The organism is Streptomyces stelliscabiei, assembly GCF_014873495.1.
Classification (GTDB): Bacteria; Actinomycetota; Actinomycetes; order Streptomycetales; family Streptomycetaceae; genus Streptomyces; species Streptomyces bottropensis.
In genome coordinates, this window is sequence record NZ_JADBGF010000001.1 from 2,036,735 (window position 1) to 2,049,434 (window position 12,700).

General features: G+C 70.0%; 11 protein-coding genes. All 11 read right to left on the bottom strand.

What is annotated here, in order from left to right:
• Positions 1–37: 37 nt before the first annotated feature.
• Positions 38–1,246, bottom strand: coding sequence for a methionine adenosyltransferase (gene metK / locus H4687_RS08825; RefSeq protein ID WP_020114460.1), 1,209 nt, complete (start codon positions 1,244–1,246; stop codon positions 38–40).
• A 240-nt stretch (positions 1,247–1,486) separates the two neighbouring features.
• Entirely contained in the window at positions 1,487–2,689 is a 1,203-nt protein-coding gene (coaBC, locus tag H4687_RS08830) for a bifunctional phosphopantothenoylcysteine decarboxylase/phosphopantothenate--cysteine ligase CoaBC (protein WP_046918265.1), read from the bottom strand.
• A gap of 118 nt (positions 2,690–2,807) precedes the next feature.
• Complete coding sequence (gene rpoZ, locus H4687_RS08835; RefSeq protein ID WP_005485492.1) at positions 2,808–3,077, bottom strand: DNA-directed RNA polymerase subunit omega; 270 nt, start codon at positions 3,075–3,077, stop codon at positions 2,808–2,810.
• A gap of 64 nt (positions 3,078–3,141) precedes the next feature.
• Positions 3,142–3,735 (bottom strand): guanylate kinase, encoded by a 594-nt coding sequence (gene gmk, locus H4687_RS08840; RefSeq protein ID WP_028796686.1) that lies wholly within the window; start codon positions 3,733–3,735, stop codon positions 3,142–3,144.
• Between the two features lie 60 nt (positions 3,736–3,795).
• On the bottom strand, positions 3,796–4,119 hold the full coding sequence (locus H4687_RS08845) for an integration host factor (RefSeq protein ID WP_003977346.1): 324 nt from the start codon (positions 4,117–4,119) through the stop codon (positions 3,796–3,798).
• Between the two features lie 265 nt (positions 4,120–4,384).
• Positions 4,385–5,224, bottom strand: coding sequence for an orotidine-5'-phosphate decarboxylase (gene pyrF, locus H4687_RS08850; RefSeq protein WP_046918266.1), 840 nt, complete (start codon positions 5,222–5,224; stop codon positions 4,385–4,387).
• Complete coding sequence (locus tag H4687_RS08855) at positions 5,221–6,327, bottom strand: quinone-dependent dihydroorotate dehydrogenase (RefSeq protein WP_046918267.1); 1,107 nt, start codon at positions 6,325–6,327, stop codon at positions 5,221–5,223. The genes pyrF and H4687_RS08855 overlap by 4 nt, the downstream gene beginning before the upstream one ends.
• Positions 6,328–6,407: 80 nt before the next feature.
• Positions 6,408–9,716, bottom strand: coding sequence for a carbamoyl-phosphate synthase large subunit (carB, locus tag H4687_RS08865; RefSeq protein ID WP_046918268.1), 3,309 nt, complete (start codon positions 9,714–9,716; stop codon positions 6,408–6,410).
• Positions 9,709–10,851, bottom strand: coding sequence for a glutamine-hydrolyzing carbamoyl-phosphate synthase small subunit (gene carA / locus H4687_RS08870; protein WP_046918269.1), 1,143 nt, complete (start codon positions 10,849–10,851; stop codon positions 9,709–9,711). The genes carB and carA overlap by 8 nt, the downstream gene beginning before the upstream one ends.
• Positions 10,848–11,414, bottom strand: a complete 567-nt coding sequence (locus H4687_RS08875) for a PH-like domain-containing protein (protein ID WP_046918270.1) — start codon at positions 11,412–11,414, stop codon at positions 10,848–10,850. Before H4687_RS08875 ends, carA begins: the two co-directional genes overlap by 4 nt.
• Positions 11,411–12,697, bottom strand: coding sequence for a dihydroorotase (locus H4687_RS08880; RefSeq protein ID WP_046918271.1), 1,287 nt, complete (start codon positions 12,695–12,697; stop codon positions 11,411–11,413). The genes H4687_RS08875 and H4687_RS08880 overlap by 4 nt, the downstream gene beginning before the upstream one ends.
• Positions 12,698–12,700: the final 3 nt, after the last annotated feature.

Here is a 12,700-nt window from a genome sequence, read left to right on the forward strand (position 1 = left end):
CACCGGGCCTCGCCGGGAAGCGGAGGAGCCGTAGGGCCTAGAGCCCCGCGGCCTTGCGCAGCGCATCGACCCGGTCCGTGCGCTCCCAGGTGAAGTCGGGCAGCTCACGGCCGAAGTGACCGTACGCGGCGGTCTGGCCGTAGATCGGGCGGAGGAGGTCGAGGTCGCGGATGATGGCGGCCGGGCGAAGGTCGAAGACCTCGTCGATGGCCTTCTCGATCCGGTCGGTGTCGACCTTGGCCGTGCCGAAGGTCTCGACGAAGAGACCGACGGGCTCGGCCTTGCCGATGGCGTAGGCCACCTGGACCTCGCAGCGGGAGGCGAGGCCCGCCGCGACGACGTTCTTGGCGACCCAGCGCATCGCGTACGCGGCGGAACGGTCGACCTTGGACGGGTCCTTGCCGGAGAAGGCGCCGCCGCCGTGGCGGGCCATGCCGCCGTAGGTGTCGATGATGATCTTGCGGCCGGTGAGGCCGGCGTCGCCCATGGGGCCGCCGATCTCGAAGCGACCGGTGGGGTTGACCAGCAGGCGGTAGCCCTCGGTGTCGAGCTTGATGCCGTCGTCCAGGAGGGCCTTCAGCTCGGGCTCCACCACGAACTCGCGGATGTCGGGCGCGAGGAGGGACTCCAGGTCGATGTCGCTCGCGTGCTGCGAGGAGACGACGACCGTGTCCAGACGGACCGCCTTGTCACCGTCGTACTCGATGGTGACCTGGGTCTTTCCGTCGGGGCGGAGGTAGGGGATCGTGCCGTTCTTGCGGACTTCGGACAGGCGCTTCGACAGTCGGTGCGCCAGGAAGATCGGCAGCGGCATCAGCGTCGGCGTCTCGTCCGTCGCGTAACCGAACATCAGGCCCTGGTCGCCGGCGCCCTGACGGTCCAGCTCGTCCTCGTCACCCTCGACCCGGTTCTCGTAGGCCGTGTCCACACCCTGCGCGATGTCGGGGGACTGCGAACCGATCGACACCGACACACCGCAGGAGGCGCCGTCGAAGCCCTTCTTCGACGAGTCGTAGCCGATGTCCAGGATGGTGTCGCGCACCAGCTGGGCGATCGGCGCGTACGCCTTGGTCGTGACCTCGCCGGCCACGTGGACCAGGCCGGTCGTGATGAGCGTCTCCACCGCTACACGGGACGTGGGGTCCTCGCGCAGCAGCGCATCGAGAATGGCATCGCTGATCTGGTCAGCGATCTTGTCGGGGTGGCCCTCGGTCACAGACTCCGAGGTGAACAGACGACGGGACACAACGCTCCCTGGGGTTGCAGCGGCTGCTGGCTGATCATTGGCGGACGTGCTCGGGGGCTGCGCCCGGCGTCGTCCGAGAACAGTTTATCGGTCGGTCTCGTCCGCCGGCCCACCCGTCTCGCCTCTCGGGAGCCTTGTGACCTGCGGCACGTGCATTCTGCCCAATGGCCGTCACTGTCCGCCAGGGTCGCCACGCCCCAATGTGCGAGGTTCGGGGCGGACGTGACGCGAATGGCACTGTCACCCGAGGCGGACCGTGACCAGGTCCCACACCGTTTCGGCCAGAGCCTCCTTCGGGCCGTACGGCACCGGGGTCTCACCGCCGTCGGCTCCCAGCACCACGGCCTCGTTCTCCTCGGAGCCGAAGGTCTTGCGCTCCCCCACCTCGTTGACCACCAGCAGGTCGCACCCCTTGCGTGCCAGCTTGGCGCGGCCGTTGGCGAGGACGTCGTCGGTCTCCGCGGCGAAACCGACGATCACCTGGCCGGGGCGGGGGCGGTCCGCCGAGATCTCCGCGAGGATGTCCGGATTACGCACCAGGACGAGGGGCGCGGGCTCCTGGCCGTCCTTCTTCTTGATCTTCCCGGCGGCGTAGGTGTCGGGGCGGAAGTCCGCCACCGCCGCGGCCATCACCACGACGTCGGCGTCCGGCGCCGCCTTGAGCACCGCCTCGCGCAGCTGGACGGCCGTGCCGATCCGTACGACGTCCACGCCCGCGGGGTCCGGCAGTCCGGTGTTGGCCTCGATCAGGGTGACGCGGGCACCTCGCGCGGCGGCCGTACGGGCGAGGGCGTAGCCCTGCTTGCCGGAGGAGCGGTTGCCGAGGAACCGGACCGGGTCGAGGGGCTCGCGGGTGCCCCCGGCGGTGACGACGACGTGCCGGCCGACGAGGTCCGGCTCGGTGACGCCCCGGGCCAGCACCCGGCGGCAGACCTCGAAGATCTCCGCGGGGTCGGGGAGCCGGCCCTTGCCCGTGTCGACGCCGGTCAGCCGGCCCACGGCGGGGTCGATGACGAGGGCGCCCCGGCGGCGCAGCGTCGCCACGTTCTCCTGGGTGGCCGGGTGTTCCCACATCTCGGTGTGCATGGCCGGAGCGAAGACGACGGGACAGCGGGCGGTGAGGAGGGTGTTGGTGAGGAGGTCGTCGGCGAGGCCGTGGGCGGCCTTGGCCAGCATGTCGGCGGTCGCCGGAGCCACGACCACCAGGTCGGCCGCCTGCCCGATACGGACGTGCGGCACCTCGTGGACGCTCTCCCAGACCTCGGTGGAGACCGGGTTGCCGGAGAGCGCGGACCACGTGGCGGCGCCGACGAAGTGCAGTGCGGAGTCGGTCGGTACGACCCGGACGTCATGTCCGGACTCGGTCAGCCGGCGCAGCAGCTCGCACGCCTTGTAGGCGGCGATTCCCCCACTGACCCCCAGAACGACCTTCGGCTTGCCCACCGTGCCTCCCCGCACTCGGATGTGTACGCCTCTGCGTGACGCCTCAATGACACACCACAGGCCCGGCAGTCGCACTGCCGGGCCTGTGGATAAAGCTACTGCGATCTGCCGATATGACTTACGCGGGGCCTTCGACGGCCTCGGAGGTCAGCAGACCCGCGTTGATCTCGCGCAGGGCGATCGAGAGCGGCTTCTCGTGCACGTGGGTGTCGACGAGCGGACCGACGTATTCGAGGAGACCCTCGCCGAGCTGCGAGTAGTACGCGTTGATCTGGCGAGCACGCTTGGCCGCGTAGATCACGAGGCTGTACTTCGAGTCGGTTGCCTCGAGGAGCTCGTCGATCGGCGGGTTGATGATGCCCTCGGGCGCGGAGATGGAAGAGGACACGCTCTACCTTCCGATGGATGGGAAAAGATCGGTCGTGATCACAGAAAACGGACAGAGCCCGTGATCACACAACATCCATCAAGGCTAGCAGCTCGCGGGCCACGTCCTCGACGGAGGTGTTGACCAGGGTCACGTCGAACTCCGGCTCGGCCGCCAGCTCGATCTTGGCCGCCTCCAGGCGGCGTTCGATCACGTCGGGCGGCTCGGTGCCCCGCCCGGTGAGCCTGCGCACCAGCTCCTCCCAGGAAGGGGGAGCCAGGAACACCAGCTGGGCGTCCGGCATGGACTCGCGAACCTGTCGCGCGCCCTGGAGGTCGATCTCCAGCAGGACCGGCTCGCCCCGCTCCAGGCGTTCGAGCACGGCGGCCCGGGGGGTGCCGTAGCGGTTGCCGGCGAACTCGGCCCACTCCAGCAGTTCGCCGTTGGCGATCAGCTTGTCCATCTCGTCGTCGGTGACGAAGAAGTAGTGGACTCCGTGCTGCTCGCCGGGGCGCGGCTTGCGGGTCGTCGCCGACACCGAGAGCCACACCTCGGGGTGTGCCTTGCGCATATGGGCGACGACCGTGCTCTTGCCGACCCCTGAAGGGCCGGAGAGCACGGTCAGCCGCGGACGTACGTCCGGGGGCTCGGGGGTCGTCCCCCGGAATGTTGCAGCCATGCAGCGATTATTCCAGCAATCCCGGAGTGCCCGGGACTCCCTTCCCGTCAGTGCCCGGGATCAGGAACCGGTGCTGCCGAACTCACGCTCCAGGGAGGCGATCTGGTTGGAACCGAGGCCGCGTACACGACGGCTTTCGGAGATGCCCAGTCGCTCCATGATCTGCTTGGCGCGGACCTTGCCCACGCCCGGCAGGGACTCGAGCAGGGCGGAGACCTTCATCTTGCCGATGACGTCGTTCTCCTGGCCCTGCTTGATGACCTCGTGCAGGGAGGCGCCGGAGTGCTTGAGTCGATTCTTGACCTCGGCCCGCTCCCGGCGAGCCGCGGCGGCCTTTTCGAGCGCGGCTGCGCGCTGTTCAGGGGTAAGGGGCGGAAGAGCCACGCCTACGTCACCTCGGATGTCGAACTGTCGGATACGGACCGGTGAGGAACCTAGTCGCCCCTCACCTGGGGTGCCACGAGCAACACGCTCGCCCGTTGACCCTGCTCGGAGACTAGCGGCCAAGTCCGCCGGAGTCAGCGAGAACAGCGGAAAAGTCCTGGTCAGCCTCCATGGAGTCGGACATAAGCCGCATAATGCCCCGGATTTGAGAATGTATTCAGACTCAAGTCGTCCGGGAACCGACCCCCGGCACTCATCGGAGGTCTCAGGCGGTCGCCGTCGCGGAACGGATCTCGTCCGCGAAACGATCCGAGGCGTCACGCAGCGCGACGATGTCGGGACCGTGACGAAGAACACCTCGGCTGACGTTCGGGACCACCTGGCGCACAGCACTCCCGAAGACCGCCGGAAGATCGGCCGGAGTGGCTCCCTGGGCACCGATCCCGGGCGCGAGGAGAGGTCCACCGATGTTCAGGTCGTAGGACGAGAGGTCACCGAGCGTGGCGCCGACCACGGCACCGAAGGAGCCCAGGGGCTCCTCGCCGGCGTTCTCGGCCGCCAGGTGCGCCAGCATGGTCGCGCCGACGTTCCGTCCGTCGCCGCGCACCGCGTGCTGCACCTCGCCGCCCTCCGGGTTCGAGGTGAGCGCCAGCACGAACAGTCCGGACCCGTTCTCACGGGCCAGGGACACGGCGGGCTTCAGGGAGCCGTAGCCCAGGTACGGCGAGACCGTCAGCGCGTCCGAGAACAGCGGCGCGTCCTTGTGCAGGAAGGTCTCGGCGTACGCGGCCATGGTGGAGCCGATGTCACCGCGCTTGGCGTCCATGACGACCAGCGCGCCGGCGGCCCGTGCCTCCTGGACGGACTTCTCCAGTACGGCGACGCCACGCGACCCGAAGCGCTCGAAGAACGCGCTCTGCGGCTTGAGGACGGCGACCCGGTCCGCGAGTGCCGCAACGACCGTGCGGCTGAAGCGTTCCAGGCCCGCGACGTCGTCGTTCAGGCCCCAGTCGGCGAGCAGGGAGGCGTGCGGGTCGATGCCCACGCACAGCGCCCCGCGCTCGTCCATGGACCGGCGCAGCCGTGCGCCGAAGGGCTCGGTCATACCGTCTTCCTCACGTCGGCGCCGACCGCGTCGGCGAGGGTGGCGTACGGACTCGTACGCAGGCGGGCGGCCAGGCCCTTGTGAACGGCGCGGGCCCAGAAGGGGCCCTCGTAGACGAAGGCGCTGTAGCCCTGGACGAGCGTGGCACCCGCCAGGATGCGCTGCCAGGCGTCCTCGGCGTTCTCGACGCCGCCGACGCCCACCAGGGTGATCCGGTCGCCCACGCGCGCGTAGAGGCGCCGCAGCACCGCCAGGGAGCGGTCCTTGACGGGGGCTCCGGAGAGTCCGCCCGTCTCCTTCACCAGCGTGGGTTCGGATGTCAGACCGAGTCCCTCGCGGGCGATGGTGGTGTTCGTGGCGATGATCCCGTCCAGGCCCAGCTCCACGGCGAGGTCGGCGACCGCGTCGACGTCCTCGTCGGCGAGGTCCGGCGCGATCTTCACCAGCAGCGGCACCCGGCGGGTGCGGACCGTGCGGTCGGCGGCCTCGCGCACGGCGGTGAGCAGCGGCCGCAGCGCCTCCGTGGCCTGGAGGTTGCGCAGGCCGGGCGTGTTGGGCGAGGAGACGTTGACGACCAGGTAGTCGGCGTACGGCGCGAGGCGCTCGGCGGACTTCACGTAGTCCCCCGCGGCCTCCTCCTCCGGGACGACCTTGGTCTTGCCGATGTTGACGCCCACGACGGTCCTGAACACGGGCGTGCGGGAGGCCAGGCGCGCGGCGACGGCGAGCGAGCCGTCGTTGTTGAAGCCCATGCGGTTGATCAGGGCGCGGTCGGCGACCAGGCGGAACAGCCGTTGCTTGGGGTTGCCGGGCTGGGCCTCGCCCGTCACCGTGCCGATCTCGACGTGGTCGAAGCCGAGCATCGACATCCCGTCGATCGCGACGGCGTTCTTGTCGAAGCCGGCGGCCAGCCCGAACGGGCCGTGCATGCGCAGCCCGAACGCCTCGGTGCGCAGTTCCCGGTAGCGCGGCGCGAGGGCGGCGGCCACGAAGGTACGCAGGACGGGGACGCGGACGGCGAGACGGATCCAGCGGAAGGCCAGGTGGTGGGCCGCCTCCGGGTCCATCCGTGTGAAAACCAGACGGAAGAAGAGCTTGTACATGTTCATGTCCTCGCAGGAGCGCCTCACGAAGAGGTCTCACGAAGAGGGGGACACCGTTTCCGATGTCCCCCTCAGGGCTGCTAGTCGCGGGCCGCGATCAGGTGTTCGGCGTGTTCCTGGAGCGAGCGCACGCCCACGTCGCCGTGGTTGAGCGCGTCGATGCCCTGGACGGCGGCGGCGAGCGCCTGGACGGTCGTCAGGCAGGGCACGGACCGGGCCACGGCCGCCGTACGGATGTCGTAGCCGTCGAGGCGGCCGCCGGTGCCGTACGGGGTGTTGACGATGAGGTCGACCTCGCCGTCGTGGATGAGCTGGACGATGGTCTTCTCGCCGTTCGGACCGGTGCCCTCGGACTGCTTGCGGACGACGGTGGCGTTGATGCCGTTGCGTCGGAGCACCTCGGCCGTGCCGGACGTGGCGAGCAGTTCGAAGCCGTGGGCGACCAGCTCACGCGCCGGGAAGATCATCGAACGCTTGTCGCGGTTGGCGACCGAGATGAACGCGCGCCCCTTGGTGGGCAGCGGCCCGTAGGCGCCGGCCTGCGACTTGGCGTACGCCGTGCCGAAGACGGAGTCGATGCCCATGACCTCGCCGGTGGAACGCATCTCCGGGCCGAGGATCGTGTCGACGCCGCGCCCGTGGATGTCGCGGAATCGCGACCACGGCATGACCGCCTCCTTGACGGAGATCGGCGCGTCGAGCGGCAGCTCGCCGCCGTCGCCCTTGGCCGGGAGCAGACCCTCCGCCCGCAGTTCGGCGACGGTGGCGCCCAGCGAGATCCGGGCGGCGGCCTTGGCCAGCGGCACCGCGGTCGCCTTCGAGGTGAAGGGGACGGTGCGGGAGGCACGCGGGTTGGCCTCCAGGACGTAGAGGATGTCCCCGGCCATCGCGAACTGGATGTTGATGAGGCCGCGCACGCCGACACCCTTGGCGATGGCCTCGGTGGAGGCCCGCAGGCGCTTGATGTCGAAGCCGCCGAGGGTGATCGGGGGCAGGGCGCACGCCGAGTCGCCGGAGTGGATGCCGGCCTCCTCGATGTGCTCCATCACACCGCCGAGATACAGCTCGTGGCCGTCGTACAGCGCGTCGACGTCGATCTCGATCGCGTCGTCGAGGAAGCGGTCGACGAGGACCGGCCGGGAGGGGCTGATCTCGGTCGACTCGGCGATGTACGACTCCAGGCGGGCCTCGTCGTACACGATCTCCATGCCGCGTCCGCCGAGCACGTACGACGGCCGCACGAGGACCGGGTAGCCGATCTCGTCGGCGATGGCCTTGGCGCCGGCGAAGGTGGTCGCGGTGCCGTGCTTCGGCGCGGGCAGGCCGGCCTCGGCGAGGACCTGGCCGAAGGCGCCGCGGTCCTCGGCGGCGTGGATGGCCTCCGGGGGCGTGCCGACGATGGGTACGCCGTTGTCCTTGAGCGCCTGCGCCAGGCCCAGGGGGGTCTGGCCGCCGAGCTGGACGACGACGCCCGCGATCGGCCCGGCCAGCGACTCGGCGTGGACGATCTCCAGCACGTCCTCGAGCGTGAGCGGCTCGAAGTACAGACGGTCGGAGGTGTCGTAGTCCGTGGAGACGGTCTCGGGGTTGCAGTTGACCATCACGGTCTCGTAGCCCGCGTCGCTCAGCGCGAAGGAGGCGTGGACGCAGGAGTAGTCGAACTCGATGCCCTGGCCGATGCGGTTCGGGCCGGAACCGAGGATGATCACGGCCGGCTTCTCGCGCGGGGCCACCTCGGTCTCCTCGTCGTACGAGGAGTAGAAGTACGGCGTCCTCGCCGCGAACTCGGCGGCGCAGGTGTCGACCGTCTTGTACACCGGGCGCACGCCCAGCGCGTGCCGCACCTCGCGCACGACGTCCTCGCGCAGCCCGCGGATCTCGGCGATCTGCTGGTCTGAGAAGCCGTGCCGCTTGGCCTCCGCCAGCAGCTCCGGATCGAGCTTGTCGGCCTGGGCCAGCTCGTCGGCGATCTCCTTGATCAGGAAGAGCTGGTCGACGAACCAGGGGTCGATCTTCGTGGCCTCGAAGACCTCCTCGGGCGTGGCGCCCGCGCGGACGGCCTGCATGACCGTGTTGATACGGCCGTCGGTCGGCCGGACGGCCTCCTGGAGGAGGGCGTCCTTGTCGCCGGGCTCGCCGACGAACGTGAACTGGCTGCCCTTCTTCTCCAGCGACCGCAGGGCCTTCTGCAGCGCCTCGGTGAAGTTGCGGCCGATCGCCATGGCCTCGCCCACCGACTTCATGGTCGTGGTCAGGGAGGAGTCGGCGGACGGGAACTTCTCGAAGGCGAAGCGGGGGGCCTTCACGACGACGTAGTCGAGGGTCGGCTCGAAGGAGGCCGGGGTCTGCTCGGTGATGTCGTTCGGGATCTCGTCGAGCGTGTAGCCGACGGCGAGCTTGGCGGCGATCTTGGCGATCGGGAAACCGGTCGCCTTGGAGGCCAGGGCCGAGGACCGCGACACCCGCGGGTTCATCTCGATGACGATCACACGACCGTCCTCGGGGTTCACCGCGAACTGGATGTTGCAGCCGCCGGTGTCGACGCCGACCTCGCGGATGATCGCGATACCGACGTCACGCAGCACCTGGTACTCGCGGTCGGTCAGCGTCATCGCGGGCGCGACCGTGATCGAGTCGCCGGTGTGCACGCCCATGGGGTCGAAGTTCTCGATGGAGCAGACGACCACGACGTTGTCGTTCTTGTCGCGCATCAGCTCCAGCTCGTACTCCTTCCAGCCGAGGATGGACTCCTCCAGGAGCACCTCGGTGGTCGGCGAGAGGGTGAGGCCCTGGCCGGCGATGCGGCGCAGCTCCTCCTCGTCGTGCGCGAAGCCGGAGCCGGCGCCGCCCATGGTGAAGGAGGGACGGACGACGACGGGGTAGCCGCCGAGGGTCTCGACGCCGCCCAGCACGTCGTCCATGGAGTGGCAGATCACCGAGCGGGCGGACTCGCCGTGCCCGATCTTGGCGCGGACGGCCTCGACGACGTCCTTGAAGAGGTCGCGGTCCTCGCCCTTGTTGATGGCCTCGACGTTGGCGCCGATCAGCTCGACGCCGTACTTCTCCAGCGTCCCGGCCTCGTGCAGCGAGATGGCCGTGTTGAGGGCCGTCTGACCGCCGAGGGTCGGCAGGAGGGCGTCCGGACGCTCCTTGGCGATGATCTTCTCGACGAACTCCGGGGTGATCGGCTCGACGTACGTGGCGTCGGCGATCTCCGGGTCGGTCATGATCGTCGCCGGGTTGGAGTTGACGAGGATCACCCTGAGGCCCTCGGCCCGCAGGATGCGGCACGCCTGGGTGCCGGAGTAGTCGAACTCGGCGGCCTGGCCGATGACGATCGGGCCGGAGCCGATGACCAGGACGGACTGGATATCGGTGCGCTTAGGCACGCTGGCCCTCCATCAGGGATACGAAGCGGTCGAACAGGTAGGCGGCGTCGTGCGGGCCCGCTGCCGCTTCGGGGTGGTACTGGACGCTGAAGGCGGGGCGGTCGAGGAGCTGGAGCCCCTCCACCACGTTGTCGTTGAGGCACACGTGGGAGACCTCGGCGCGGCCGAAGGGGGTCTCGGAGACCTGGTCGAGCGGGGCGTCGACGGCGAAACCGTGGTTGTGCGCGGTGACCTCGACCTTGCCGGTCGTACGGTCCTGCACGGGCTGGTTGATGCCCCGGTGGCCGTACTTCAGCTTGTAGGTGCCGAAGCCGAGCGCGCGGCCGAGGATCTGGTTGCCGAAGCAGATGCCGAAGAGCGGGGTGCCGCGCTCCAGGACCGCCCGCATGACGGAGACCGGGTGGTCGGCGGTGGCCGGGTCACCGGGGCCGTTGGAGAAGAACACGCCGTCGGGGTTCACGGCGAACACGTCCTCGGCGCTCGCCGTGGCCGGGAGCACGTGCACCTCGATGCCGCGCTCGGCCATGCGGTGCGGGGTCATGCCCTTGATGCCGAGGTCGACGGCGGCGACGGTGAACTTCCTGGTGCCGATCGCCGGGACGACGTAGGTCTCCTTGGTGGCGACCTCCGCGGAGAGGTTCGCGCCCTTCATCTCCGGGGCCTCGCGGACCTCGGTGAGCATGACGCCCGCGTCGGGCAGCGCGTCGCCGGAGAAGATGCCGACGCGCATGGCGCCGCGCTCACGGAGGTGGCGGGTGAGGGCGCGGGTGTCGATGCCGGAGATCCCGACGACGCCCTGGGCGCGCAGTTCGTCGTCCAGGGAGCGCCGGGAGCGCCAGTTGGAGGGCACGCGCGCGGGGTCGCGGACGACGTATCCGGAGACCCAGATCTTCTTGGACTCGGGGTCCTCGTCGTTGACGCCGGTGTTGCCGACGTGCGGGGCGGTCATGACGACCACCTGGCGGTGGTACGACGGGTCGGTGAGGGTCTCCTGGTAGCCGGTCATCCCGGTGGAGAACACGGCCTCGCCGAAGGTCACCCCCACGGCCCCGTAGGCACGGCCGCGGAAGATCCGGCCGTCCTCCAGGACGAGTACGGCGGGAACCCTGGTGGCTCCCCGGGTGGAGGTCGTCATCGTGCGCCTTCCGTTTCCGTCTTGTTGATCATCTGGTTCAGGGTCTCGACCCACTCGTTGTGCTCGGCCGCGCGGTCGGAGCGGAACCCGGAGTCGAGCAGCCTGCCGCCGTGCTCCCAGGTGACGACCAGCAGCCCGCCCTCGGTGAGGACCTTGCCGGCGATGCCCTTGTCGAGCCGGGCCTCGCGCAGGGCGCCGACCGGCACGAAGAAGTCGGTCGCTCCGGGGCGTACGACGTCCAGTCCCGCGTCCGTCAGGGTCAGCTCGACCCGGCTGCGGGCGCCCAGGCCGTGCGCCACGATGCGGTCGAGCCACTGCCCGGCGGTGGTGGAGCCGTGGTAGCGGCCGCTCATGCCCAGTCTGGCCTCGCCCGGCTCGTCCGGCGCGGTGGGGAGGGCGGGCAGGTCGCTCTGGAGCGTGCCGCGCCACTTCCAGCCCTCGCGCATCAGCCAGTAGACGAGCGCGACGAAGAGGGCGAGTCCGACGACCCAGCCGATGCGCGCGGCCCAGTCGGTGACCTCGGCCGATTCCCTCTGCGCGGCCAGCAGAATTACAGGTGTCACGTGAGCTTCCCGTCGACGAGCGTGGCCTTGCCCCGCAGCCACGTGTGCGTGACACGGCCCGGCAGCTCGCGGCCCTCGTAGGGGGTGTTGCGGCTGCGCGAGGCGAAGCCCGCGGGATCCACCGACCCACGGTATGCCGTGTCGACGAGCGTGAGGTTGGCGGGCTCACCTGCCGAGACGGGACGTCCGTGACCGGCGGCCCGCCCGATCTTCGCGGGCTTGACCGACATACGGTCCGCGACGCCCGCCCAGTCGAGCAGACCGGTGGCGACCATCGTCTCCTGGACCACGGACAGCGCGGTCTCCAGGCCGACCATGCCCATGGCCGCCGCGGCCCACTCGCAGTCCTTGTCCTCGTGGGGGTGCGGGGCGTGGTCGGTGGCGACGATGTCGATCGTGCCGTCGGCGAGGGCCTCGCGCAGGGCCAGCACGTCGCGCTCGGTGCGCAGCGGCGGGTTGACCTTGTAGACCGGGTTGTAGGAGCGCACCAGCTCGTCGGTGAGGAGCAGGTGGTGCGGGGTGACCTCGGCGGTGACGTCGATGCCGCGGGACTTGGCCCAGCGGACGATCTCGACGGACCCGGCGGTCGACAGGTGGCAGATGTGGACGCGGGAGCCGACGTGCTCGGCGAGCAGGACGTCCCGGGCGATGATCGATTCTTCGGCCACCGCCGGCCAGCCCCCGAGGCCCAGCTCGGCGGAGACGACGCCCTCGTTCATCTGGGCGCCCTCGGTGAGGCGCGGCTCCTGCGCGTGCTGGGCGACGACTCCGCCGAAGGCCTTCACGTACTCCAGGGCCCGCCGCATGATCACCGCGTCGTCGACGCACTTGCCGTCGTCCGAGAAGACGGTGACCCCGGCGGCCGACTCGTGCATCGCGCCCAGCTCGGCGAGCTTCCTGCCCTCCAGGCCGACCGTGACGGCGCCGATGGGCTGCACGTCGCAGTAGCCGTGCTCCCGGCCCAGCCGGTAGACCTGCTCGACCACGCCGGCGGTGTCGGCGACGGGGAAGGTGTTGGCCATGGCGAAGACGGCCGTGTAGCCGCCGGAGGCCGCCGCGCGCGTGCCGGTGAGCACGGTCTCGGAGTCCTCGCGGCCGGGCTCGCGCAGGTGGGTGTGCAGGTCGACCAGGCCCGGCAGGAGCACCTTGCCCTCGGCCTCGACGACCTCGGCCCCCTCGGCGGACAGACCGGCTCCCACCTCGGCGATGGTCTCGCCGTCGATCAGTACGTCCTGCGGCTCGCCGCCCAGCACCTTCGCACCACGGATCAGGATCTTGCTCATGGT

Coding starts and splice junctions, on each gene's coding strand:
- H4687_RS08880 (WP_046918271.1), bottom strand. CDS start 12,697: ATGAGCAAGATCCTGATCCGTGGTGCGAAGGTGCTGGGCGGCGAGCCG.
- H4687_RS08855 (WP_046918267.1), bottom strand. CDS start 6,327: ATGTACAAGCTCTTCTTCCGTCTGGTTTTCACACGGATGGACCCGGAG.
- gmk (WP_028796686.1), bottom strand. CDS start 3,735: ATGGCTGCAACATTCCGGGGGACGACCCCCGAGCCCCCGGACGTACGT.
- pyrF (WP_046918266.1), bottom strand. CDS start 5,224: ATGACCGAGCCCTTCGGCGCACGGCTGCGCCGGTCCATGGACGAGCGC.
- carA (WP_046918269.1), bottom strand. CDS start 10,851: ATGACGACCTCCACCCGGGGAGCCACCAGGGTTCCCGCCGTACTCGTC.